Source organism: Microbulbifer sp. YPW16 (assembly GCF_021290385.1).
In the GTDB taxonomy this organism is placed as follows: Bacteria; Pseudomonadota; Gammaproteobacteria; order Pseudomonadales; family Cellvibrionaceae; genus Microbulbifer; species Microbulbifer zhoushanensis.
Map to the genome: position 1 here is coordinate 2,024,881 of NZ_CP089928.1, position 26,065 is coordinate 2,050,945.

General features: G+C 59.8%; 21 protein-coding genes and 1 tRNA gene. 18 read left to right on the forward strand and 4 right to left on the reverse strand.

Annotation, left to right across the window (positions count from 1 at the left end; genetic code table 11):
* Positions 1–7: 7 nt before the first annotated feature.
* Positions 8–424 carry a VOC family protein gene (locus LVE68_RS08565; RefSeq protein WP_233006613.1) on the reverse strand — a complete coding sequence of 139 codons (417 nt, stop codon included), beginning with the start codon at positions 422–424 and terminating at the stop codon, positions 8–10.
* A gap of 431 nt (positions 425–855) precedes the next feature.
* Between LVE68_RS08565 and katG the strand changes: the two genes are divergently transcribed.
* Entirely contained in the window at positions 856–3,093 is a 2,238-nt protein-coding gene (gene katG, locus LVE68_RS08570; protein ID WP_233006614.1) for a catalase/peroxidase HPI, read from the forward strand.
* A gap of 110 nt (positions 3,094–3,203) precedes the next feature.
* Here katG and LVE68_RS08575 read toward each other — a convergent pair whose 3' ends face one another.
* Complete coding sequence (locus LVE68_RS08575) at positions 3,204–3,905, reverse strand: glutathione S-transferase family protein (protein ID WP_233006615.1); 702 nt, start codon at positions 3,903–3,905, stop codon at positions 3,204–3,206.
* Between the two features lie 276 nt (positions 3,906–4,181).
* On the opposite strand from LVE68_RS08575, the gene LVE68_RS08580 reads away from it, so the two are divergent.
* The 6 genes from LVE68_RS08580 to LVE68_RS08605 all read left to right on the forward strand — a co-directional run bounded on the left by LVE68_RS08580 (position 4,182) and on the right by LVE68_RS08605 (position 11,379).
* Positions 4,182–5,585, forward strand: a complete 1,404-nt coding sequence (locus LVE68_RS08580) for a MutS-related protein (RefSeq protein ID WP_233006616.1) — start codon at positions 4,182–4,184, stop codon at positions 5,583–5,585.
* A gap of 248 nt (positions 5,586–5,833) precedes the next feature.
* Positions 5,834–6,643 (forward strand): outer membrane protein OmpK, encoded by an 810-nt coding sequence (locus tag LVE68_RS08585; protein ID WP_233006617.1) that lies wholly within the window; start codon positions 5,834–5,836, stop codon positions 6,641–6,643.
* Between the two features lie 27 nt (positions 6,644–6,670).
* Positions 6,671–8,026: an NCS2 family permease gene (locus tag LVE68_RS08590; RefSeq protein ID WP_233006618.1), complete on the forward strand. Its 1,356-nt coding sequence runs from the start codon at positions 6,671–6,673 to the stop codon at positions 8,024–8,026.
* Between the two features lie 14 nt (positions 8,027–8,040).
* Complete coding sequence (locus LVE68_RS08595; protein ID WP_233006619.1) at positions 8,041–8,622, forward strand: phosphoribosyltransferase; 582 nt, start codon at positions 8,041–8,043, stop codon at positions 8,620–8,622.
* 478 nt (positions 8,623–9,100) lie between these two features.
* Positions 9,101–9,379 (forward strand): hypothetical protein, encoded by a 279-nt coding sequence (locus LVE68_RS08600; RefSeq protein ID WP_233006620.1) that lies wholly within the window; start codon positions 9,101–9,103, stop codon positions 9,377–9,379.
* A gap of 524 nt (positions 9,380–9,903) precedes the next feature.
* Entirely contained in the window at positions 9,904–11,379 is a 1,476-nt protein-coding gene (locus tag LVE68_RS08605) for a serine/threonine-protein kinase (protein WP_233006621.1), read from the forward strand.
* Between the two features lie 66 nt (positions 11,380–11,445).
* On the opposite strand, the gene LVE68_RS08610 is transcribed toward LVE68_RS08605, so the two are convergent.
* A tRNA-Ile gene (locus tag LVE68_RS08610) sits at positions 11,446–11,537 on the reverse strand.
* Between the two features lie 50 nt (positions 11,538–11,587).
* A complete protein-coding gene (locus LVE68_RS08615) occupies positions 11,588–12,514 on the reverse strand; it encodes a LysR family transcriptional regulator (RefSeq protein ID WP_233006622.1) in 927 nt (308 codons plus the stop codon).
* Positions 12,515–12,657: 143 nt separating this feature from the next.
* Between LVE68_RS08615 and LVE68_RS08620 the strand changes: the two genes are divergently transcribed.
* The 11 genes from LVE68_RS08620 (at position 12,658) to LVE68_RS08670 (ending at position 25,875) form a co-directional block, all read left to right on the forward strand.
* Entirely contained in the window at positions 12,658–13,998 is a 1,341-nt protein-coding gene (locus LVE68_RS08620) for an aspartate aminotransferase family protein (RefSeq protein WP_233006623.1), read from the forward strand.
* A gap of 64 nt (positions 13,999–14,062) precedes the next feature.
* Complete coding sequence (locus LVE68_RS08625) at positions 14,063–15,556, forward strand: CoA-acylating methylmalonate-semialdehyde dehydrogenase (RefSeq protein ID WP_233006624.1); 1,494 nt, start codon at positions 14,063–14,065, stop codon at positions 15,554–15,556.
* Between the two features lie 86 nt (positions 15,557–15,642).
* Positions 15,643–16,098: a protein tyrosine phosphatase family protein gene (locus LVE68_RS08630; protein WP_255701178.1), complete on the forward strand. Its 456-nt coding sequence runs from the start codon at positions 15,643–15,645 to the stop codon at positions 16,096–16,098.
* Positions 16,099–16,115: 17 nt separating this feature from the next.
* A complete protein-coding gene (locus LVE68_RS08635) occupies positions 16,116–16,535 on the forward strand; it encodes a GNAT family N-acetyltransferase (RefSeq protein WP_233006625.1) in 420 nt (139 codons plus the stop codon).
* Positions 16,536–16,661: 126 nt separating this feature from the next.
* Complete coding sequence (gene pepN / locus LVE68_RS08640; RefSeq protein ID WP_233006626.1) at positions 16,662–19,361, forward strand: aminopeptidase N; 2,700 nt, start codon at positions 16,662–16,664, stop codon at positions 19,359–19,361.
* Between the two features lie 112 nt (positions 19,362–19,473).
* The gene (locus tag LVE68_RS08645) at positions 19,474–20,091 is read left to right on the forward strand and encodes a hypothetical protein (RefSeq protein WP_233006627.1); all 618 of its coding nucleotides are present in this window, start codon (positions 19,474–19,476) and stop codon (positions 20,089–20,091) included.
* Between the two features lie 393 nt (positions 20,092–20,484).
* A complete protein-coding gene (locus LVE68_RS08650; protein WP_233006628.1) occupies positions 20,485–21,324 on the forward strand; it encodes a formate/nitrite transporter family protein in 840 nt (279 codons plus the stop codon).
* Between the two features lie 17 nt (positions 21,325–21,341).
* Positions 21,342–23,132, forward strand: coding sequence for a bifunctional protein-serine/threonine kinase/phosphatase (locus LVE68_RS08655; protein WP_233006629.1), 1,791 nt, complete (start codon positions 21,342–21,344; stop codon positions 23,130–23,132).
* Positions 23,133–23,142: 10 nt separating this feature from the next.
* Positions 23,143–23,592, forward strand: a complete 450-nt coding sequence (gene cynS, locus LVE68_RS08660; RefSeq protein WP_233006630.1) for a cyanase — start codon at positions 23,143–23,145, stop codon at positions 23,590–23,592.
* A gap of 302 nt (positions 23,593–23,894) precedes the next feature.
* On the forward strand, positions 23,895–24,785 hold the full coding sequence (locus tag LVE68_RS08665; protein WP_233006631.1) for a transglutaminase domain-containing protein: 891 nt from the start codon (positions 23,895–23,897) through the stop codon (positions 24,783–24,785).
* 223 nt (positions 24,786–25,008) lie between these two features.
* Positions 25,009–25,875: a DUF4261 domain-containing protein gene (locus tag LVE68_RS08670; RefSeq protein ID WP_233006632.1), complete on the forward strand. Its 867-nt coding sequence runs from the start codon at positions 25,009–25,011 to the stop codon at positions 25,873–25,875.
* The last annotated feature ends 190 nt before the right edge of the window (positions 25,876–26,065 follow it).

Below are 26,065 nucleotides of genomic sequence, written 5' to 3' on the forward strand. Positions count from 1 at the left end.
GTAACAGTTACTTGAACATCAATTCCGGGTTCACCATCGACTTCATCTCCAGCACATTGCCGTTCGGGTCCTTGATAAAGAACGTCTCCTGCTCGTACTCATCGCCGACGAAACGACGGTAAGGTTTATCCAGGTATTCGAGCCCGGCTTCCTCGATACGGCCCTTCAGCGCCTGGAACTCGTCGTCCGGCAGGTGGATGCCGAAGTGCGGGACGGCGACAGCACCCATATCCACTTCGTGGCGCACATTCGGCAGCTGCTCCTCACTCTGGTGCAGGGTCAGTTCGTTGCCCCAGAAGTCGATATCCACCCAGCGGCCTTCCTCGCTGTTACCGGTTTTGCATCCCAGTACGTCGCAGTAAAAGGCCTTGGCTTTTTCCAGGTCACCGGCGGGAATGGCCAGGTGCAGACAATTGGATTTCATGGTGCCTCCATTACTTTATTCTTTTTAGAATAGCTTGGCGGAAGATAAATAATCACGCCAAACATCATCACAATGTTATGAACATCCTAATAATATCTTCGTCGGCGCACGAATCATAGTTCAGGCCGGTTAACGCATCTCGAGATGATGTACGCGCCAAACCTGCTCCGGAAATAGAGCTCACGCGTACGCACGGCTGGCAGGGGACGCTGCAGCGGCGCCGGGCAAAAAGCCGGGAAGCCTTTTACGCTGCATCCGGATTGGGAGCAGCTACTACTAATAGGAAGGACCAATCAGCCAGATATAATTTCGCTATCACTGTAGATTGGTCTCCTCTATCAAAGCGATAACAAGGTCTAATTTCCTTCGAATTGCGTACCTCTATAGCCTTCGCTCGTGTAATCGATGATGACAATAAGGGACGCAACCCAATGTTCAAGAAAAGCCTACCCATAGCCGCGGCACTTGCCGTTGCCATTGCTGGCAGCGCCAGCGCCAGCGCCAGCGCCAGCGCCAACGACACGCCCATGTCCAACCAGGACTGGTGGCCGGAGAAACTCGACCTGCAGCCGCTGCGCCTGCACGCAGCCAAATCCAACCCGATGGACGAAGACTTTGATTACGCGGAAGCGTTCCAGAGCCTCGACCTGGATGCGGTGAAGAGCGATATCGAGAAGGTACTGACCACCTCCCAGGACTGGTGGCCGGCAGACTACGGCCACTATGGCCCCTTCTTTATCCGCATGGCCTGGCACAGTGCCGGCACCTACCGTGTTTACGACGGTCGCGGTGGTGCCGGCGGTGGCCAGCAGCGCTTTGAGCCGCTCAATAGCTGGCCCGACAACGGCAACCTGGACAAGGCCCGTCGCCTGCTGTGGCCGGTTAAACAGAAATATGGCAACAAGATTTCCTGGGCCGACCTGATGGTACTGGCCGGTAACGTGTCACTGGAATCCATGGGCTTCGAAACCTTCGGCTTCGCCGGTGGCCGCGAGGACGACTGGGAAGCCGACGTGGTCTACTGGGGTTCCGAGCGCGAATGGCTGGGTAACGACAAGCGTTACCAGGGCGACAAGAAGCTGGAAAAACCCCTCGCCGCCTCGCAGATGGGCCTGATCTACGTAAACCCGGAAGGCCCCGGTGGCAACCCGGACCCGAAGGCTGCCGCCAAGCGCATTCGCGAGACTTTCGGTCGCATGGCAATGAGCGATGAGGAGACGGTAGCCCTGATCGCCGGTGGCCACACCTTCGGTAAGGCCCACGGTGCGCACAAGCCGGAAGAGTGTGTTGGCGCGGCCCCGGCCGGTGCCGACATCGAGGAACAGGGCTTCGGCTGGAAGAACAAGTGCGGCAAGGGTAACGCGGAAGATACCGTAACCAGTGGCCTGGAAGGCGCCTGGTCCGCCAACCCCATCGCCTGGAGCTCACAGTTCCTGGATAACCTGTTTGGCTTCGAGTGGAAGAAAACCAAGAGCCCGGCCGGTGCGACCCAGTGGGAGCCGGAAAATGCGGAACAGGTGAAAATCGTCCCGGACGCGCACGTCGCCAATAAGCGCCACGCACCGATGATGTTTACCACCGACCTGTCGCTGCGCTTCGACCCGGAATACCAGAAGATCGCCAAGCGCTTCCAGAACAACCCGGAAGAATTCCAGCAGGCCTTCGCCAAGGCGTGGTTCAAGCTGACTCACCGTGACCTGGGCCCGCGGGCGCTGTACCTGGGTGACGAGGTACCGGAAGAAACCCTGGTCTGGCAGGACCCGATCCCGGCGGTGGACTACACCCTGGTAGACGATGCCGATATCCGTGAACTGAAAGCCGAAGTGCTGGAGAGCGGCCTGTCCGTACCGGAACTGGTGCGCACCGCCTGGGCTTCTGCCTCCACCTTCCGCGGAACCGATATGCGCGGTGGTGCCAATGGTGCCCGGATCCGCCTGGCCCCGCAGAACGACTGGGCCGTTAACGATCCCGCGGAGCTGGACCGGGTACTGGATCGTCTCGAGCGCATCCAGAAAGACTTCAACCGCAAGGCATCCGGTAACAAGCAGGTATCACTGGCCGACCTGATCGTCCTCGGTGGCGCAGCTGCCATTGAGCAGGCGGCAGAAAAAGCGGGCCACGATATCGAGGTGCCGTTCACCCCGGGCCGCAACGATGCAACCCAGGCGCAGACTGACGTCCAGGCCTTCAGCTTCCTGGAGCGCAAGGCCGACGGCTTCCGCAACTACTACACCGAGGATGCGCATTTCGCACCGGTGGATATGCTGGTCGACCGTGCCAACCTGCTGACACTGAGCGTGCCGGAAATGACGGTACTGGTCGGCGGTATGCGTGCCATCGGTGCCAACCACGATGATGTGAAGCACGGTGTATTTACCGACCGCCCGGGGGCACTGACCAACGACTTCTTCGTGAACCTGCTGGACATGTCCACCAGGTGGTCGAAGTCTGCCGAGGAGAACGGCCTCTACGAGGGCTATGACCGCAAGACCGGCAAAATGAAGTGGACCGCCACTCCCGTGGACCTGATCTTCGGCTCCAACTCGGAACTGCGCGCAGTGGCCGAGGTGTATGCCATGAACGGTAACCAGGAAAAGTTCGTTCAGGACTTCGTCGACGCCTGGACCAAGGTCATGACCCTGGACCGGTTCGACCTGGAGAAATCCTGAATCCGGCGAAGGTGAACCGCTAATACAATGCGGTAATCCAGAAGGGGCGGCCAACTGGCCGCCCCTTTTTTATGTGACTTGACCGGGCGGCATGCCCAGCCATGCAGCTGCTACCCGATCATCTTGCGCAGGGAGTCCTCGATCTGCCCCCCGCAGTAACCCCGCCCCATTTCCTCCCGCTGCTCCGCCAGGAAACGCCTGATATTCGGGCGAGCCTCCACCCGCTGGCACAGGCCGGCGATATGGGGCGCGTTCTCCTGCAGGTCACCTTGCAGCTCCGGGAACGAATACACCATGGCGCCGAACAGGGCTGCAGTGGCAATATCGGCGACCGTCAGCCGGGAACCCAGCAGGAAGCCCGTGCCATTGCTGCCGCCATCTTTCAGCCCATGTCGCAGGCCGGTGTTCTCGAATACCTTCATCCATTCCGGCAGGCGTGCGTAGCGGAATGCCTCCCAGTTGCTTTTTGTCCACATCACCTGCCCGTTGCTGTTGGTGATTTCCATCAACACGTCGTTGCAGTCCAGGATTGTCTTCAGTGCCAGCGTATGGGTCTCGGCGCGCCTCGGCAGGTAATCGTATTCGCGGCCCAGGTGCATCAGGCAGGCCGGCATCTGGGCAAAGTAGGTTTTGCTCTTGCATTCGTAGAGATAGGGCGGCGCCATGCCGGGATTGTGGATTCCCAGGCTGCGTTCCGGGTAAATCTCCCCGGCGTCGTGCCGTTCATACTGCGCCCCCACCTCCTCGAGGAACAGCTGGATAAAATTGCCGCGAAACGGCAACGCCCAGTAATAGAGTTTGTATTCCAGCAAGGTGCCTCCCCGGGCTGGACGAATCCGGCAAACGGATGACCGGCTTCCAGCACTCGATGCGCTTCGAAGCCTGAAGCTTAGCAAAGTGGTGCATGGCGAGAGTTGCTGGCCATAATGGCGCGTAAATTTTCCGTATAATTTTACGCCGGGATAAATACTTGCCATGATGCTTCCTGTGGTGATGCAGGAAACCCTGGTCCCGCACTTCTGCCACACACGGCAATAATACCGGCACGAGGTAACGCCAGCCTTCCTTACTGAACGGGAATCCTGCCCATGACCGATCGCTGTGCCCCCGATGAAATCCTCGGCCTCGATAGCAATACATTCAAGGACCTGGAAATTTTTGAGGCCGGCGCCGGCCAGGCCAGTCTGTTCGATTTCTGCAACCAGTCGCGCACCGAGGGCGGTGCCGCGGTACTGCGCCGACGCATGGAGCAACCGTGGTCCACTGCTGTGCGGATTCGCAGCACCCAGGAATCCGTCACCTTTATCGCCACCCACCCCCAGGTATTTTCCAAATTGCCATCGGCCTACGTCATCGTCAGCACGGAGGCCTATATGCGCGAAATACTGCCCGCCGTGGATTACCGCAACCCGCTTGAGTTCGCGCTGGGTGCGCTGCAGATGTGGACCAACCAGGACAGCCACTATTTCAGTATTGTGCGCGGCGTGCAGGCCACCGCCCGGATGATACGGGCGTTGCGCGCCTTCCTGGTCCAGCCCGGGCTGGCGTCGCTCCGTGGCGAACTGGTTCCCCTTATCCGGGAGATGCGCTCACTGCTTAGGCGCCCTCACATGGCCCGCGTTCCCGACCAGGAAATCGGCCACTGGGGCATGTGGCGCATGCTGCGCCTGGACCAGGTCTTGCGGACACAGGAGAAAAACACCGTCACACGGCTGCTGGAACTGGTCTATGAGATCGATGCCCTGTTCGCCATGGCAGAGGCCACTCGCAAGCACGGATTCAACATGCCGGTTATAGAGCAGGGACTGCCGCGGGTGGATGTGGAGGGACTGGTGCATCCCTATCTCGAGCGACCGGTGGCCAACCCGGTTGCACTCAACCAGGACCAGCGCGTGCTCTTCCTCACCGGTCCCAATATGGCCGGTAAAACAACCTACCTGCGTGCATTCGCAACCGCGCTCTACCTGGCCCAGCTGGGCATGGGCGTCCCGGCAACCAGTTTCCGCTTTGTGCCGGTACAGTGGCTGTTCAGCTCCATCTCCCTCTCCGATGACCTGCGCCAGGGCGTCAGCTACTTCCGTGCCGAGGCCCTGCGCGTAAAGGCAGTGGCACAGGCAGTGACCGACGGCCACAAAGTGGTGGCGCTGATGGACGAGCCTTTCAAGGGAACCAACGTCAAGGATGCCTTCGATGCTTCGCTGGCCATCCTGGAGCGCCTGTCGGCAAGGGAGAACTGCCTGTTTATGTTCTCCTCCCACCATATTGAGCTCAGGGACCACCTGCACGTCGCCAATGGCCAGGTCGATTGCCGTTACTTCGAGGCGGAAGAGACTGCGGGGCGCCTGCGCTTCGACTACCGGTTGCGTAGCGGCATTTCCGAACAGCGGCTGGGCATGCGGGTACTGCGGGAAGAGGGCATTTTCGAATTGCTCGACGCGCTTCCCACTCCAGTCGATAACCATACCCCCGGGGCCGCTACTGTGGAGAGCTGAGTCCAGCAACGGCCTCCTACAGACTGGCCAGCCACCCCGATGCCGGAATTATTTCCCCGCTTTTCCCTTCATGTGGGACCGCTATTCCAACAGCATGTCCACGCATGCAATCCGCCCGGTAAAAAGTTGGAAATCCGGTCATGAATCCGGTAAATTCCGCGCTCATTTTTTAACCAGATGCCGGACAGGACGGCCGGACGCCAGCGCGGGGCGAGCTTTACCGCGGTTTGCTGACCCAGAGGTACCCGATGCAGCTGTCCCTGTCTTCCCTGTCAATTTCTTCCCGATTGGCCGCCGGCCTGGCTGCCCTATCACTGCCGTTCCTGGCCCAGGCCGAGATGCTGTGGCAGGACAACAGCCTCAGCTATCTGTACGGCAATGAGTACGAGGTCGACTACAGCCTGGACACGGACGATTCCAGCCGCAACGTGGTGACCTTCGAGCACGCCAGTGGCCACAGCTGGGGCGACCTGTTCATGTTCGCCGATTACCTGGCCTCCGATGCGGGCTCCGACGAGCTTTACACCGAGGTGTCACCGCGCCTGAGCCTGGGCAAGCTCAGTGGCCGCGAACTGTCCTTCGGGCCGGTTAAGGACGTGCTGGCTGCCGGCACACTCGAGTTCGGCAATATGGACGACCCCAACCATCTCACCGCCACCGGCCCACACTTCACCAATAAGCTGGCGGGCATCGGCTTTGACCTGGCGGTACCGGGCTTCAACTATGTGCAGGCCAACTTCTACCACCGCATCAATGACGACAGGGCGGACAACGAGCAGCTGACCCTGGTGTGGGCATTGCCGTTTACCCTTGGCAACGCGGACTTCCTCTACGACGGTTTTATCGACTGGACCAGTGCGTCGGCGGACGCGCACCCGAGCATGAATTTTGCATCCCAGCTGAAATGGGATGTCGGCGCCCGCTGGGGCCAGCCGAAATCCCTGTATGCAGGCATCGAGTACGTGCATTGGAACGATAAATTCGGTATCAAGGACGGCTCCTTCGGTATCGACTCCAATGAACGCAACATAAACCTGCTGCTCAAGTATCATTTTTAAGCATTACTTTCGGGATTAAACCAGACCATGAACCAAGCCCCCGCTTCTGCGACCGACAAGACCGCAGTACCCCAGTCGCCCGGGAAAGCCTCACTGCTGGAGCGCCTCTTCAAGCTGTCCGAGCGCCAGAGCAGTGTCCGCCAGGAAATAATTGCCGGTGTCACCACCTTCCTGACGATGGCCTATATCATCTTTGTTAACCCGAACATCATGGCCGCAGCCGGCATGGACAAGGGTGCGGTGTTCACGGCCACCTGCCTGGCCGCGGCCATCGGCTGCCTCATTATGGGGCTCTACGCCAACTACCCCTTCGCACTGGCACCGGGCATGGGCCTGAACGCCTTCTTCAGCTTCGTGGTCGTCGGGGAGATGGGCTACAGCTGGCAGGTAGCCCTGGGGGCGGTATTTATCTCCGGTGTGGTTTTCCTGCTGCTGAGTATCTTCAAGGTGCGGCAGTGGATTATCGACAGTATTCCCATGTCCCTGCGGCAGGCACTGGCGGCGGGCGTGGGCCTGTTCCTGGCCATTATCGCGCTGAAGAGCGCCGGCATTGTGGTCGCCAGCCCGGCCACCCTGGTAACCCTGGGGGATATGACCTCCAGCGATGCCATCCTGGCCGCGCTGAGCTTCTTCCTGATCACCGCGCTGGCGTTCCGGCGCATGCTGGGTGCCGTGATGATCGGCATTCTTGTCACCACCGCGATTTCACTGGTGATGGGCAAGGTGCAATACGCCGGCCTGGTTTCCGCCCCGCCGAGCATGGCAGCGACATTCATGCAGCTGGATATTGCCGGCGCCTTTGAAGTGGGCATGATCAGCGTGATCTTCGCCTTCCTGTTCGTCGACCTGTTCGATACCGCCGGCACCCTGCTGAGCACCGCCGACCGGGCCAAGCTACTGGATAAAGAGGGCAAGCTGCCGGGCATGGGCAAGGCGCTGATGGCCGACAGCTCGGCCTCTGCCGTGGGCTCCCTGCTGGGTTCCTCCACCACCACGACTTATGTCGAAAGCACTGCGGGCGTTGCCGCTGGCGGACGCACCGGCCTCACCGCCGTGGTCTGTGCCGGCCTGTTCCTGCTGGCCCTGTTTTTCTCGCCGCTGGTGGGTATGGTGCCCGCCTACGCCACCGCCGGTGCCCTGATGTACGTGGCAGTGCTGATGACTTCGGGCCTGTCCTCCATCGACTGGGATGACATTACCGAGGCGGCTCCGGCGGTCATCGCCGCGGTAATGATGCCGCTGTCTTTCTCCATCGCCAACGGTATCGCCCTGGGCTTTATCGCTTACGCGGTCATCAAGACCCTGAGCGGTCGCTCGCGGGATGTCAGCATCAGTGTTTACCTGCTGGCGGCCCTGTTCATTGCCAAGTTTGTATTTTTCTAAGGTAGGGAAGTAACGTGAAGAAGCATTTTATCAGCGCGCAGCAACTGCTGGCAGACTCCTACGCACTGGCAGAGCAGGTTTTCCAGAGCGGTTTCCGCCCCAACTACATTGTCGGCGTCTGGCGTGGCGGCGCACCCGTGGGTATCGCCGTGCAGGAGCTGCTGCACGTGATGGGCGTGGACGCGGACCATATTGCCATCCGCACCTCGTCCTACACCGGTATTGGCCAGCGCGACAAGCATGTGCGGGTGCATGGCCTGACCTACCTGATCAAGCGCCTTGAGTCCCACGACAACCTGCTGATCGTGGACGACGTGCACGACTCAGGCCTCAGCATCGACCAGACCATCAAGGACCTGCAAAAGGCCTGCAAGAAGAACACCCCGCAGATCCGCGTGGCGACGCCATACTACAAGCCGGCGAACAACAAGACCGAGCGCGAGCCGGATTACTTTATCCACAAGACCAGCCAGTGGCTGGTGTTCCCGCATGAGATCGACGGCCTGACCCGCGCGGAAATCCTGGAGAACAAACCGGAACTGGCACCCTACATCGACCGCATTGCCACCGCCGATGCGGAGCCTGCCCCCGCCTGACATTTATGATTATCGGGGGCAGGAATGCCCCCGCCTGTTTTCAGGGCAACGCCCGACCCTTTCTTCTTTCCTCCCTTTACCATCATCACCAGATCCCCAAGCTGGCCTGCAAGGCATGAATCGCCATGGTCATAGCTCTGGCGAGCAATCCCAGTAAGCCAGGATTTAGCCGGGCAGTACCCCACACAAATTCACTGTGTGATTCACACTCTCGCCGCAGCCTTTCGCCTGCCTGAAAATCAACTATCTTCCCATAAGAGCGATGCCGCTCTGCGTGAAAAGAAAAAATACGTTCGACATAGCTTTCCGACCCAAATGGCACTCTGGTACATACTGCAATTACATTATCTTACACCCGGTCGTAGGCGGCGCCAGCGGGTGCTATAAAACGCGCCAGAGTGAGAGCTGGGAGTGCAGCAGTCCCCGGGGAATCGGGCTGCCGGGCAGTGTTTATCACTACCGAAGATAAGGATTATTGATGAAAGCATTTTTGATCAACGCCCTGGGGCTTTTCGGCTCCTGGCAGCTGATAGACATTTCTTCAGAAAGCACTTTCCGGTCGGGTATTGCCCCGGTGATTTTCACCTTCTTTCTTGTTTCGTCCCTGTTGTGGCTGGTTGTCACTTTCGGTAAAGACCAGCGCAGTGGCAGCAGGCAGTATTCCGGGGGCGACGCAGCCGGCATCTCCAGCGCCAGCAATGGTGCAGACGGTGGTGGTGGTGGTGGTGGTGGTGATGGTGGTGGTGGCGACTGCTAACCCTCTATCAGGCGCAGCCTGATCCAGTTTCCCACCCGCCGAACCCGCACCGTTTTAATATTGCCCGGCCGGGCCACTCTCACATACAAACAGCTGCCGCTGGTCACGGCTTCACTGACTGCTGTTTGCCGTCCGTTTAAGCTGGATATCAATCGGCAGAACAGCACCAGAAGCTGGCGCCCATGTTCGATTACGCACTGAATACGCTGGATATTGATGCCTCCTTCTTTACCTAAATCGTCGATTACCTGTCCGAAAATGGTTATTCCCCGGCCAGTGATATTTATCTCTCGGCACTATGTGACCTCGGCGAGGGTGAGGTCGGCGAGGGCATCGACCGCTGCCAGCTGGTTGCACTGAAGACATAAACCCCCAGCGCGAGGCTCCGGGCCAGCTTTATCTCGCCCCACGGGAGCGGTATCCTTGCCGCTAGCTGGTAATGTGATGGGGCCCTGTGACTGTGTTCACAAAGTAAGCGCCCCTGTTCTACGGCAGGAAATCCGCGCACCTGGTAAGTCACCCCGATGAGTCATCCCGATCTCGAAATTCCCGGTTACACGGTCCACGGCCAGATCGGCCATGGCGGTATGGCCTCGGTGTACCTGGCCACCCAGGAATCCCTGAATCGCAAGGTGGCCATCAAGGTACTGCGCAAAAGTGCCGATGAGTCGCTCAATGCGCGCTTTATCAGGGAAGCGCACTTTATCGCCAGCCTGGCCAACCCACATATCATCACCATCCACGATATCTCGACTCTCCCCAGCGGCGATTACTACATCGCCATGGAGCTCCTGGACGGTGGTGATCTCAGCGAGAACCAGGAACGGTTCCGGAAGCCCGGTGCAATCCTGCAGCTGATCCGGCAAATTGCCGAGGGCCTGGCGGTGGTGCACGACAAGGGCATCATCCACCGGGACGTGAAGCCGGCGAATATCCTCTTTCGTGCCGATGGCACGGCGGTATTGACGGATTTCGGTATCGCCAAGGATGCCGACAACAACTCGGACCTGACCCAGGCCGGTTTCAGCCTGGGCAGCCCGTCCTACAGCAGCCCGGAGCAGGCCCAGGGACAGCCGCTGGATATCACCACCGATATTTACGGCCTGGGCGTGATCCTGCTGGAGTTGCTGCTGGGCTACAATCCCTTCAAGGGCGACAGCCACACCTCCACCGCCATCAACCATATCCAGCAACCGATCCCGACCCTGCCCGCGGAGCTGGATTACCTGTCACCGCTGCTGTCACGCATGCTGGCAAAGCAATCCGCGCAGCGCTTCCAGTCCTGCCATGAACTGGCTGCTGCCATTACAACATTGGTCGATAGCCCGACCGGAACGCGTATCGCCACTGCCCGCGGGCCAGCACTGACGGCTCCCCAGTGGCTGAAAGGGAAAGCAGCTCCCGTCGCTGGCGCCGCCGTGCTGGCACTGGCCGCCGTCATCATGGCGCTGACTTACGAGAGCGAGACCGACCGCCGGATTCGCGAACTGCTGGAACTCGCGGGGCGGGGCCTGCAGGAAGGCCGCTATATATCACCGGAAGAGGACAATGCGCGCTACTACTACCGCCAGGTCCTGCTGCTGGATGGCGACAACCCGGCAGCAGCCCGGGGACTGCAGGCAGTGACAGAGAAACGTATCGAGGCCCTGGTTATCATGGGCGCAGAGGCGATCGAGCATGATCGACTGCACCGCCCCAAGAACGACAATGCTATCCACTACTATCGTGAGGCCCTGACCCTGGACCCGGACAATCCCCAGGCCACTGCCGGGATCGGGCAGGTAACCGCGGAATATATCCGCCGCGCCCGCGCCGGCCTGCTCGAAGACGACCTGGAGCGTGCAGACTACAACGTGAAATGGGGCCTACGCGTCAGTCCGGATAACGGGGAGCTGCTGGCAATGCGATCAGAGCTGGACAAGAGGATGCCGGCCGCAAAGAAATTTATTCGCGATGTGTTCGGCAAGCTGCGCGAGGCTGTGGACAGCGAAGAGGGTTGATTCTTTCGCGCAGGTAAATCCGCCCAGGGGTAAATATCGATTGCCGGCGGGGATATCAGGAACCTGTGGTAGGGACGGTGGGAATCGAACCCACAACCTGCCGCTTATCTGGCGCTTCGGGGTATAAACCCGCTGCTATACCGTTGAGCTACGTCCCCGGCAACCACCTTCCGGGCCACCATGATGGCGGCAATGCTCACCTGCCTTCTTATCTGTCATGTACGTCAGCGAGACATTCCCACAGCGTCGCCACTATCCGCGAGGGCTTCGGTGAGATCCGCTGTATAGCCACGAACTCACACTGGTACTGGTAGCGCAGCGGGCAGATCGCGCGGATTTCCCCTTTCTTCACGAACGTCTCCGCATAATGATCCGGCAGGTAGCCGATATAACGGCCCGACTGCAGGCAGTGCACGATGGCTTCCTGGTCGTTGACGGTGATATCCCGCTCCAGCCCCAGCCGGTTGCCCACCTCCATGTTCGGGGAGTGATAGCCCAGCCCGGCATATTTGCAGCCGCGGATCGCGGTATCGTCAATGGAGATATCCGCGGTGTCGAACAGCGGATGACGGTAGCCGCAGTAGAGGTACATCTGCTCATCAAACAGGTGCTGGTAGCTGAGGCTGGGGGAAGCCCGGTGCGCCGGGATCACCCCCAGCTGGAAACGCCCCTCCATCACGCCGCGCTCGATCTCGTTAATGGGCTCGATATGGATATCCAGGCTCACCTCCGGTGCCAGGTCATCGAAGCGGCGCAGGGCGTCGGCGATATGGGCGGCGGGGTTGGTGACCATCTTGTCGAACAGGGCGATGGCAATATGGCCGGTCATGCGCCGGTGCACGTCCGCCACCTCGCCCCGGAAGGCGTCCAGGGAGGCCAGCAGCTTGAGCGTGGCCTGGTAGATCTGGCGGCCCTCATCGGTCAGGGCAAAGCCGGCGCGACCGCGCCGGCACAGGGTGACCCCGAGGCGCACCTCCAGGTCCTTGATATGGCGGCTGATGGTGGAGCGCCCCACGTTCAGCTCCAGTTCCGCCGCCGAGAAGCCACCGGCCTCGGCCACGGCACGGAATACCCGCAACAGGCGCAGGTCGATATCGGAGAGCTGCCCCAGCAGGGCCGCCTGTTTACGCGCCATCGTTACCCTCACTCAAAGTCGGCCACCCCTTAGTTGCATATTAGTGAAACCAAAGATCGATAAATTGCAGTTTATGCAACTTTGAGCTTCACCTAAAGTCCTGGCATCCCACATCAACAATCCGTGTCTTCCGGAGAATAACAATGAGTGACAACTACGCCGGGCTGACCCAGTCACAGCTGGATGCCCACTGGATGGCTTACACGGGCAACCGCCAGTTCAAGCGCGACCCCCGCATCATCACCGGTGCCGACGGTTGCTACTACACCAGTGCCGACGGCCGCCGTATCTTCGACGGCCTGTCGGGCCTGTGGACCTGCGGTGCGGGCCACAACCGGGCGGAGATCGCCGAGGCAGTGAGCAAACAGCTGAGCACCCTGGACTACGCCCCGGCCTTCCAGTTCGGCCACCCCAAGGCATTCCAGCTGGCCGAGCGCATCACCCGGTTCATGCCCGAGGGCCTGAACCGGGTGTTCTTTACCGGTTCCGGCTCCGAGTCCGCAGAAACCTCGCTGAAGATCGCCCGCGCCTACTGGCGCAAGAAGGGCATGCCGTCCAAGACCAAGCTGATCGGCCGTGCCAAGGGCTACCATGGGGTGAACTTCGGCGGCATCAGTGTTGGCGGCATCGGGGCCAATCGCGCCCTCTACGGCGCTGCGGTGGACGCTGACCACCTGGCCCATACCGTACTGCCGGAGAACCGCTTCAGCCGGGGCATGCCGGAGGAAGGTGCCCACCTGGCCGACGAGCTGCTGGAGCTGGTGGCGCTGCACGATGCCTCCAACATCGCCGCGGTGATTGTCGAGCCCATGGCTGGTTCCGCCGGCGTGCTGCCGCCGCCCAGGGGCTACCTGCAGCGCCTGCGGGAGATCTGCGACCAGCACGATATCCTGCTGATCTTCGATGAGGTGATCACTGCCTTCGGCCGCATGGGGGCCGCCACCGGTGCCGAGGCCTTCGGCGTGACCCCGGACATCATCAACACCGCCAAGCAGCTCACCAACGGCGCCGTGCCCATGGGTGCGGTTATCGCCAGGCAGGAGATCTACGACACCTTTATGGAACAGGGTGGCCCCGACTACCTGCTGGAGCTGCCCCACGGCTATACCTACTCCGCCCACCCGGTCGCCTGCGCCGCGGCACTGGCATCGCTGGACATCCTGGAGAAGGAAAACCTGTTCGCCCGCGCCGGCGAGCTGGCCGTCGTGCTGGAGGACCGGGTGCACCAGCTGCAGGGCCTGCCGCTGGTCACCGATATCCGCAACTGCGGCGTGGCCGCCGGCCTCACCATCGAGGCGGCGCCTGGCGAACCGCTGCTGCGGCCCTTCCAGATTGCGATGAAAATGTGGGAGAAAGGCTTCTATGTGCGCTACGGTGGCGACACCGTGCAGCTGGGCATGCCCTTCGTCGCCCAGCCGGAAGAGATCGACAGCCTGGTCAGCGCACTGGGCGATGCCATCAAGCAGGTGGCGGACAGCCAATAAAAAAACATGCCGTCATCCCGCCGGATGACGGCCAGAGAATTGATAGATAAAAAGAGGAAGACACATGAGCATTGTGGGTCATTACATCAACGGCCAGGTCAACGAGACCGCCGAGCGTACCCAGGACGTATTCAACCCGGCCACCGGTGAGGTCACCAGGCAGGTGGCCATCGCGGCCAGATCCACTGTCGAGGAAGCCATCGCCGCCGCACAGGCCGCCTACCCGGCATGGCGCAACACCCCACCGGCCAAGCGCGCCAGGGTCATGTTCAAGTTCAAGCAGCTGCTGGAAGAGAATGCCGAGCATATCTGCGCGATGATCGGTGAAGAGCACGGCAAGATCTCCCACGACGCCATGGGCGAACTGACCCGCGGCATCGAGAATGTGGACTTCGCCTGCTGCGCCCCGCAGATGCTGAAGGGCGAGCACAGCCGCAACGTGGGCCCGGGCATCGACTCCTGGAGCGAGATGCAGCCGCTGGGCGTCTGCGCCGGTATCACCCCGTTCAACTTCCCGGCCATGGTGCCGCTGTGGATGTTCCCGCTGGCCATCGTCTGCGGCAATACATTCGTACTGAAGCCGTCCGAGCGCGACCCGTCCGCCTCACTATACCTGGCCCAGCTGCTGCAGGAGGCCGGCCTCCCGGACGGCGTCATGAATGTGGTGAACGGCGATAAGGTAGCCGTCGACACCCTGCTGACCGATGACCGCGTACAGGCGGTCAGCTTCGTGGGCTCCACCCCGATCGCCGAATATGTCTACGCCACAGCCAGCGCCCACGGCAAACGCTGCCAGGCCCTGGGCGGGGCCAAGAACCACGCCATCATCATGCCCGACGCCGATATGGACAACGCCGTGGCCGCCCTCACCGGTGCCGCCTTCGGTTCTTCCGGTGAGCGCTGTATGGCCCTGTCGGTTGCCGTGTGTGTCGGCGATGAAGCCGCCGATGCCCTGGTCGAGAAAATGACCGCAGAGATGGGCAAGCTGAAGGTCGGCGCCTACACCGACAGCAGCAATGACTTTGGCCCGGTGATCACCGAGGCACACATGCACAAGGTCAACGGCTATATCACCAGCGCCGCGGAGCAGGGTGCCAGCATCGTGGTGGATGGCCGCAACCCGAAAGTGGACGGCGGCGAGAACGGCTTCTTTGTCGGCGGCACCCTGATCGACAACGTCAAGCCGGGCATGACCTGCTACGAGGAGGAAATCTTCGGCCCGGTACTGCTGGTGGTGCGCGCCAACAGCATGGAAGAGGCCATGCAGATGATCAACGACCACGAGTACGGCAACGGCACCTGCATCTTCACCCGTGACGGCGAAGCGGCGCGCTACTTCAGCGACAATATCCTGGTCGGCATGGTGGGCATCAACGTACCGCTGCCGGTACCCGTGGCTTACCACAGCTTCGGCGGCTGGAAGCGCTCCCTGTTCGGCGACCTGTCCGCCTATGGCCCGGACGGTGTGCGCTTCTACACCAACCGCAAGACCATCACCCAGCGCTGGCCGTCCAGCGGGGTACGCGAAGGTGCCCAGTTCTCGTTCCCGAGCAACTGATTCCCCGCCCGCTTCCGCCCGGCCACAGTGCCGGGCGGGGCATGTTATAAAGGCGACCCACTTCCACGGAGGGAATCGCTATCAATATCACCAATTTCCTACGGGTCTCCGACCACATTGCCACATCCGGCCAACCCAGCGCCGATGACTTCAGGCAGATCGCCGAACTCGGCTATACCAGCGTAATCAACCTTGCCCTCAGTACCGCCAGTAACGCCATCGAACACGAGGGCGATGTCGTGACCGGGCACGGCATGAGCTATGTGCATATCCCGGTGCGTTTCGACCGGCCACAGGTAAGCCAGTTTGAACTCTTCGCGGCTGTACTGCGCCAACAGGCCGGCAGCCGGGTGTGGGTGCACTGCGCCATGAATATGCGCGTCTCTGCATTTATGTACCTCTATCACACCGTGAAGCAGGACTGGCCCGAGAGCCGTGCGCGGGAACTTTTGCTGCAGGTCTGGGAGCCCGACCCGGTCTGGGCAGACTTTATCGAACAGGTCCTGCAATCCAGGAATGAAGCGGCAAACACAGGCAACTGAACCGGAGAAATGCATCAATGGAAATCCGACTGGCCACCAGCGACACCGATCTCTCGGCTGCCGCGGAACTACTGCTGCAGTTGCGGCCCCAATTCAGCCACGCAGCCCTGCTCCGTCAAATCAGGGCCCAGCAGGAGGACGGTTACCAGGTAGCCATCGCGCTGGTCGACGGCATACCGGTTGCCGTTGCAGGGTTCGTCATCAACCGCAAGCTCGCCTGGGGTAAGCATATCTATGTGGACGACCTGGTTACGGACCAGAATCACCGCTCCAGCGGAGCCGGCAAGGCTCTGGTCAGCTGGCTGAAGCATTACGGACGGGAGAACAACTGCGAACAACTGCACCTGGATTCCGGCGTGCAACGCTTCGCCGCACACCGCTTCTACCTGCGCGAAGGGTTCGATATCACAAGCCACCATTTTGCCACCACTCTCTGAATATCCTGTTCCTCGAAGCGGCTGCGTCGGCGTGGTATAACTCACTTAAAGCCCGGCGCACAGCCCGCCTGGATATGTATATATAACAATCCGCGATCCCGACCGGCGCGAACACCGGAGTTCCCCATGAGAAAGCTACCCCTGTTTACGGCAACACTGTTATCCGCAGCCATACTCACCGCCTGTGGAAAGGACAGCGCGGGCAATGACCCGGTCGCGTCCGGTCAATCCCCGGACCGTCCCGCCGCAGCCAGCACACAGCAAAGCGATGGTAATGCGGTTTCGCGCGCTGATGGCCCGGAGCTGACGGCCGAGTATGCCAAGTGGCGCAAACAGCAGATTGCCGATGTGGACTACAGCATCTCTGTGGCACTGGATAACGAGGGAGAGACTTTTACCGGCACCGTGGTAGCCGACACCACGCTGGCGCAAGTTCCGGACCAGCCCCTGACTATCGACTTCACCGGTGGCAACGTGGAGAAAGTGACGGTCGGAGGTAAGGAAATTCCCTTCGACTACAACGACTACTTTATCAGCATTGCCCCAGAGCGCCTGCAGGCTGGCGAGAACAGCATCGCCATTACTTACAACCACCCATACTCCACCGATGGTTCCGGCCTGCACCGCTTCCAGGACCCGGAAGACGGTAATGTCTACCTGTACACCCACTTTGAGCCCTACAAGGCCAATCGCTTTTTCCCACACTTTGACCAGCCCGACCTGAAAGCGCGCTATACCGTGCAGGTCAAAGCCCCGGCCGACTGGCAGGTGGTGACCACTGCCCGCGAGGACAAGGTCGAGAACACCGCAGATGGCCACAGGCTCTGGCACTTCCCGCAGACGAAGAAGTTTTCCTCCTATATCTTCCCGCTGCATGCCGGCCCCTACGAAGTCTGGGAAGACGACGCGAACGGTATCCCCCTGCGCCTGATGGCACGCCAGACACTGGCACCGAATGTAAAACCGGAAGACTGGTTCACCTTCACCAGACAGTCATTCGACTTCTTCCAGGACTACTACGGCATCGACTATCCATTCGGCAAATACGACCAGGTAATCGTGCCGGATTTCACCATCGGTGCCATGGAGAATGTGGCCGCCGTCACCTTTAACGAGGCCTATGTTTCCCGTGGCGAGAAAACCCAGGCCGAGCGACAGCGCCTGGCCAATGTGATCGCGCACGAAATGGCCCATATGTGGTTTGGTGACCTGGTCACCATGGATTGGTGGAACGGACTCTGGCTGAAGGAAAGCTTCGCCACTTATATGGCCTACCTGGCGCTGGCGGAGAACAGTGAGTTCGATGACGTGTGGGAGAATTTCTACCTGCGCACCAAACAATGGGCCTACGATTCTGACGAGCTGGTTACCACGCACCCGATCGAGCTGCCAGTGGCTAACACCGCAGAAGCCTTTTCCAACTTCGATGGCATTACCTACGGCAAGGGCGGCTCGGTCCTGAAGCAGCTGCCATTCTACCTGGGCAAGGAAGAGTTCCAGCAGGGAGTGAGCAATTACCTGAATGAATATGCCTACGACAATGCCACGCTACAGGACTTTATGGGCAGCCTGGGCAAAGCGGCGGACAAGGACCTCGGGGACTGGACCCGCGCCTGGCTATACCAGCCGGGGGTTAACACCCTCAGCGCCAGCTTCCAGTGCGAAAACGACAGGATCACCGGGCTGACCCTGGAACAGACAGCGCCGGACGAGTACCCGGTACTGCGGGACCAGCGCATCCAGTTGGGCATCTACCGGATGCAGGACGGCACCATGAGCCGCGTGGAAGCCATACCCGTAACCTACAGTGGCGCCTCGACCCGGGTAGAGGCAGCCGAGGGACTGCCCTGCCCGCAGATTCTCAACCCCAACGACGAGGACTGGGGCTATGTAAAGGTGGAGCTGGACCCGCAGTCTGTCGGGCAGCTTTCACAACATATCAATGCGATAGAGAGTCCCTTCACCCGCCTGATGCTGTGGCAGAACCTCTATGGCAGCGTACTGTCCGGCAAGATGCCCCTGGGCGAGTGGATCAGCTTCGCCCTGGAAAATGCCGCGGCCGAGCAGGATATCAATGTGATCCGGGCCATCAGCGGCCACCTGGCATCCGCCCGGGACTATTTATATCGCCTCGACTTGGCCCGGGATAAACGTGACCAGCAACTTGCCGCAATCGAGGATTTTGCCTGGGAGCAACTGAATGATGCTCCCGCCGGCAGCGACGAACAGAAAACCTGGCTCGGTACCTTTACCCGGGTCGCCCACACCGAGGCCGCCCTCGACAACGCCCGCAAGCTCCTTGATGGCGAGCTGGCCATCGATGGGCTCACCATCGACCAGGACAAGCGCTGGCAACTCATCGTACTGCTGAACCGTCACCTGCACGGTAATTACGAAGCATTGGTTAAGTCCGAACTGGAAAGGGACAACACGGACCGAGCCCGCAATAGCGCGATTACCGCGGAAGCCATACGACCGATTGAAGACGCAAAGCAGCGATGGCTGGATAATATCCTCGGGCAGCGTGACCAGTACAAGTTGAGCCAGATCAAGGCCGCGACGGGGGCACTCTTCCCGGCAGAGCAGCTGGAAATCTTCGACAGATTAAGCCAACGTGTCCTCGGAGCAGTCCCCGGAGTGAACGCGGAAGCGGATACGCTGTATAACAAGGCCTTCGCCCAGGTATTCCCGATACTCTGTAATGAAGCCGGCGCAGAGAAGTACCGCAGGGCGCTGGACAGCAATCCCGGTCTTATGCCAACACTGAAAAAGGTAATAATGAACCGCCAACAACAAAGCCAGCGCTGCATCGCGATGAAATTCTAGAATACCCAACAGTGCTTATGATACTGAGACCCCCTCACCATGGATCATGCCTGGGGTCTCCCACCATAATGATCAATGGAAACTTTGCACACTGAATACAAGGAATTAAATAATGAAAAAAATCAGACAACGCAAGTTCTTACAGGGAAGTCGAGAAGTTGAAATTCTGGACAAATCCAGGGTCCGGGTTAAATACAGAACCCTCAGGGCAAGTAAAGAGGAGACCTTCAACCTCTTCGACCTTGACACAAAATACGACAGGTACATGCAAAGACCCTACCGTTACCTGGTCCTGAGCGTGATCCTGTTTGCATTGGGGATATTCATACTTGCTAAAGACACCACCCCCAACGACCTGACCGGGGAGTATATTGCGCTATTCTCGGTACTGTTTCCCGCGTCGATGTTTTTGGCCGCATTCTTTTACAAGACGGTAAATCTGGTCATTGTGAAAAACAGGCATAATGGCGCACCGGCAATCATATTGTGGCAAAACTCACCCAGCAGGGAAGCCTGCGAAAACTTCCTGGAGTCCCTTGAGACAGAGATAGATAAACTGAAACTAAATCCGGAAGCGAGTCCCGAGCAGAAGATTCTCGCCTGTAAACAAGCCCTGGAGCTTCTGCTCTCAACCGATGCCCTTTCCGGCGAGGAGGCCAATGAGATTTTCGACCGCGTAAAGAAAAGCTTCTCTACCAAGAAGAAGGCTCAACTTTACACAGTAAGTTAGTGCCTGTAGCCAAATCGAACCTCCCCGGCTCTAACCTGTTCTGAAGACTGCAAGGACTGAATGAATCTCAGAGGACGGGTGCGCACCAACTCGGTGCACCAGAAACACTATAAATACGCACAGACCGGCCAGGGGCAAGTAAGTTCGTAAATCAGCTATTGCACTTCCTGGCCGGCCACGCTTTCTGGAAGGTATTGGCATAGAGCTTGCTTTGGTATTGCCAGGCTCGCCGTGATTCCGCGGCTTGCTGTAACAACCAGTTTCCACAGACGACGGCGTCTTCTCCCCGGGCCTCTTGGCCCCACGGGGTGAAGGCGCCGTTTTTTTTGGCCTGCAGAATCAGCCCATGGCTTTAAGTGGAAACACCCATAACCAGATTCCAGGGGCAAAAACATGGCTTATCTACTTCCAACCGAATTTGCGACCAAAATGGTCGACGCTGGCGAGGCTAAAATTTTCATGTCCACCCGCGACACCCTGATCCGGGCCTATATGGCCGGGGCCATCCTGGCACTTGCAGCGGTGTTCGCCATTACCATTACGGTGACGACCGGCAACCCGCTGATCGGCGCGGTGCTGTTCCCGGTGGGCTTCTGCATGCTTTACCTGATGGGCTTTGACCTGCTGACGGGGGTGTTTGTGCTGACCCCCCTGGCGTGGCTGGACCGGCGCCCCGGGGTGACCGTCAATGGGATCCTGCGCAACTGGGGACTGGTGTTCCTGGGCAATTTTGGCGGGGCGCTGACCGTGGCATTTATGATGGCCTTCGTGTTTACCTACGGCTTCTCAGTCGAGCCCGGTGCAGTAGGGCAGAAGATTGCCGGCATCGGTGAGTCCCGCACCGTGGGCTATGCGGAATACGGTGCCGCCGGCTGGTTTACAATCTTCCTGCGCGGCATGCTGTGTAACTGGATGGTCTCCATGGGCGTGGTGGGCGCGATGATCTCCACCCACGTGAGCGGCAAGGTGCTGGCAATGTGGATGCCGATCATGCTGTTCTTCTTTATGACCTTCGAGCACTCGGTGGTAAACATGTTCCTGTTTCCATCGGCCATTATCATGGGTGGTGGCTTTTCTGTAGCCGACTATTTTCTCTGGAACGAGATCCCCACTGCACTGGGTAACCTGGTGGGTGGCCTCGCCTTTACCGGGCTCACGCTTTACAGCACCCATGTACGCACGGCCCCGGCTCGCAGCCTTGATTCCAGTCCAGAGCCGGCCGCCGCCAGCTGATTCCCTGCTGCTCTAGTATGGAAAGCTTGAAAGCCCGGCCGCCAACAGCGGCCGGGCACTCCCACAGGGATACCCCCGGCCAACTACAGGTCGCGATCGGCCAGTACAGCAGCGCCGGGAGGAAAGCGCATAACCAGGACTGCCACGGCGCAACCGTTCCCCGTGCCGCGCAACTGGTGGTCAAGGGAATTGCACTGGCCCTGGCGGATGGCATCAGTAGCAGCCGAGTAAGTGGTATTGCCAGCGAGACCGCAGTAAAAGCGTTCCTGGCCGACTACTACTGCACCTCGGAGGCCTGGTCTGTGCGCGCAGCCGGGACCCGCGTGATCTCCGCCATTGACGCGTGGCTCGATGCCAAGACCCGTGCAACGCAGTTCCGCTACCAACGCGACCACGGCTATGTCTGCACTTTTGCCGCCCTGGTACTGCGAGGGCGGTCGGCACACCTGTTCCACCTTGGTGACAGCCGGATTTACCGCCTGCACCAGGGTTCCCTGGAACTGCTCACCAGTGATCACTGCAAGTGGGCAGCTGGCGGGGAACGCCACCTGAGCCGTGCCCTTGGGGCTCGAGACCGGGACCAGCCGGACTACCGGCAGTTACCGCTGCAGGAGGGCCAGCATTACATCCTGGCCACCGACGGCCTCTATGAGCATATATCGCCACAACAGGTTATCGAGCGGCTGTCCGACCCGCAGGCCAACCTGGACCAGGTAGCGCAGGCGCTGGTCGACGCCGCGCAGCTCAATGGCAGCGCAGATAACCTGACCATCCAGATAGCCCGTATCGACCAACTGCCCGGCGAGGGCGCCAGACTGTTACGGGAAAAGGCAGAACAACTGCCATTACCCCCCATACTGGGACCGGGGGAGCAACTGGATGGCTTCCGCATCGAGCGCCAACTGCAGATATCCGCGCGTAGTCACGCCTACCTGGCCACAGACCTCAAGTCAGGCGCTCACGTATTCCTCAAGACGCCCTCAACGGAACTTGGCGGGGATCGGGCTTATCTCGAGCGACTGCTGATGGAAGAGTGGGTTGCGCGCCGGGTGCGCAGTACGCACCTGCTGGCCGCCGCAGCGATCGACCGGCAGCGGCGCTATCTCTATACCGTCAGCGAGTATATTGACGGCCAGACACTGGCCCAGTGGCTACGGGACAACCAGCGGCCAGACCTCGAGCGTGTGCGGGATATTACCGAGCAGGTGGCACGCGGCCTGCGGGCCCTGCACCGGATGGAAATGCTGCACCGGGACCTGAAACCCGAGAACATCATGCTCGACCGCAGTGGAACAGTAAAACTCATTGATTTTGGTGCCGTGCGAGTCTCCGGGCTGGAGGAGCTGGCCGGCGCCAGTGGCGGCAACGAGCTGCTGGGCACTGCGCTGTACGCAGCCCCCGAGTGCCTGCTTGGGGAGTGCCCCACCACTCGCTCTGACCTCTACTCCCTCGGCGTACTCACGTATCACATGTTATCCGGTGCCTTCCCCTATGGCCCCAGGATGGCACGGGCGCGCACAGTCACAGAGCAAAGGCGACTCAGCTACCGGAGCCTGGCTAGCGACAACAGCGCCGTCCCCCGCTGGGTGGATGCGGCTATCCGCCAGGCTGTCCACCCAGATCCATTCAGGCGCTATGCCCACCTGTCGGAATTCGTCCACGATCTGCGCACCCCTAACCACAGCCTGCTGTCTGGCCAGCGCCCGCCGCTGATCGAGCGAAACCCAGTCGCGTTCTGGCGGGGCCTTGCCGCGCTGCAGTTTGTTCTGATCCTGACCCTGCTGTACCTGCTCAACCAGCCCACTTAAGGAGAAAACCATGATTAACAGTCGCGAAGAGGTAACCCGGCTGATCCAGTCCGCAAAGGTTCGCAAGGATATACAATGGACCCAGGTGGCAAATGCCATCGGCCTGTCCAGGGAGTGGACCACCGCCGCCTGTCTCGGGCAGATGGCAATGACCGAAGCCCAGGCCAGGGTGGTTGCGGAGATCTTCGACCTGCCCGATGAAGCCATTACCTGGCTCCAGGCGGTACCCTACAAGGGCTCCCTGCCCACTGCCATTCCCACCGACCCGCTGATTTACCGCTGGTATGAAGTGGTCAACGTTTATGGAACCACGATCAAGGAACTGATCCACGAGGAGTTCGGCGACGGCATCATGAGCGCCATCGATTTCTCGCTTGATATCGAGCGGGAGGAAAACCCGAAGGGCGACCGGGTGAAGGTAGTACTTTCGGGAAAATTCCTGCCCTACAAGGAGTACTGAGTTAGCGAGCCAGGCTGGCATCACGGCCGCCTGGCCGAACACCAACCGTGCTAGCACGCCGCAAGCATTTATCAAGCAAGATGTGCGCCCCTATGGCTCTTAAAAGGGCAGGAACTCACGGGGGCGCGACGAAATAACAGCGCTTCAGGACGAATGGATTATTCGTCGTATTTAACCGCCTGGCACTGTAATTCCCTCGGTTTTCCACTCACCGCCCTAGCGCTGTAGCTCATCTCAGCCGCGCAACTATTTCCGCTCTCGCTGTAATCCTATTACGTGTGGAACAGGGAGGTGCGTGAACAATGCGATGGATGATTTTACTGCTCGCGGTCATAACGACGGGCTGTACACAAACGACAACCACTCCGGAAAGCGGACCCGGGATCAACACCAGCCGACTGCTACAGGGGCACCCGTCCCTGACGGAACACCGGCAGGGGCAACGGATCACGGGTCGTGACCTGTTTATCGTGAGCGAGGAAATGCGTAGCTACCTGGACCGGGTGGGGATAGGGAACTCGCCAATCAACCGGCTTAACGCGGTGCTGAAAGACCTGAAGGAAAAAGAATTCCGCCTCCACTATGACCTGAACCAGACCGCCTCTGCAGCCCAGGCCTTTTCCCAAAGACGGGGTAACTGTGTCTCTTTTGCTGCCATGATTGTCAGCATGGCGCGCTACCTGGGAGCAGAAGCACGCCTTAACCAGGCAACCATTCCAGTGCGACAGCAACTGGCGACAGGCAGCGCAGAAGCGGGCTATGTGCAGAATATCCGCCATATCAATGCCGTCGTTATTTCAGACAACAAGCCATATGTCATCGAGGAGGATTTCCGCATCTTTGCCGGCAAGTTGCTCTCCCAGCTCAGTGACCGGGAAGCCTACGCTATCTACCTCAACAACCTTGCCATGGAGGCGATGCGGCGCAACGCCTATGGGGATGCCTTTCACTACAGCCGTGAGGCAATCCTGCACGACGAGGATGCCAGCTACCTCTGGGCAGGCCTGGGCACAGTGTACCGTCGCAACGGCCAGCTGGAACTCGCTGAAGAGAGTTACCTGCATGCGCTGTCCCTTAACGGGGAGGACAGCGTCGCACGCAATAACCTGCGCATCCTTCGCCGGCAACGCGCAAGCGGGCCGGATGATTACGCCCTGGAGGTGAAACCTGACAGGGTTCAGCCGCCCATTTGAGCCCGGCCCGCAATTCCGCGGTGCATCCCGGCACCACTCTCACAGCGGGGGCTTCCTGCGCCTGCTCACCAGTTGAACCCATGGTGCCCATGGCGCTCCCCCACCATGGCCACCTCCGGCAGGGCAGCTATACTCGCTGGTTCTGACAGAAAATTCGGATATCGGTATGCTCCTGGTATATCTGCTCGGCGGGATAATCTTATTCGGACTGGTTTTTGCCGGTGTGAGACGGTCGACGCCAGTCCCGGCTGAACACCGGGAACACGCACCCCCGGTCGACTTCAGCCTGTTGCGGGATTGTTCTACCGTCATCGAGGAGCTGGGACAACAGGGTGCGCAATTTTCCATCCTGTTCGGCACCGGTTCGCCCCGGCTTTCACTCCAGGAGGTCAAGTCATATCTCGAACGGCACTGGCCCAACTTGAAACCTGTGGCGGAGACGCCAGGCTATGGCAGCGAAAAAAGGCTGGCTACCAGCTGCGGGCAATTGCAGTTTGAGCTGACTCGCGCGACACCAATATCCGGAGGGCTTGGTCAGGCCCTGGAACACAACGCACTCTGGCCTGAAGCGGGGGAGATGGTGGGGTCCCATGAGTGGTGTATTGTCGTTTCAGCCCGGGTGGGCGGTATGGGGCTCGATCACTCCATAGCATTATCGCAGGCGGTCGGGGCAATGGTGGCAACCTGCCCCCAGGTAATCGGTGCTCTCTGGGCTACGGCCTCCCATGTTGTATCGAGGGCAACATTGCTGAGCGAACTCAGCCAGGATTTTGACCGACAGCTGCCCCTGGGCCTGTGGATCTCAGCCAAGGCATTCCGGGATACCGATGGCCGAACTGTCGGTTATACACAGGGACTGGCCCTGTTGGGCAGGACCGAGTTCGAAGCCCTGGATGCCCCGGAGGAACCGGATGCTTTGCGCGGCCGCCTTATTGGCCTGGCTGGGTACGCACTGGTCAATGGCTGCGACTTGCAAAATGGCGATACCGTAGGCAAAGATAGCGAGGAGACAGTCTTTCTGCGTAAACGGCCATCAGAGACAGTTAACAGCGGCTGGGTGTTTCAGCTCGAGTACCCCGGGTGGCGATAAAGAGCCCGGGCAGCACCGACATCGCTGGATTGACGCCATGCCTGACCTCGGGGAAAACCCTCCGTAACGGGCAAAGGCAAAACGCGCGCAACTGGCCTTAAACACGCATACAACAACCAATCACTCCGCCTCATGGATAACTCCTTCACCTCCCCCAAATCTCCTGGCGTCCCCAACGAACTTCACCTCC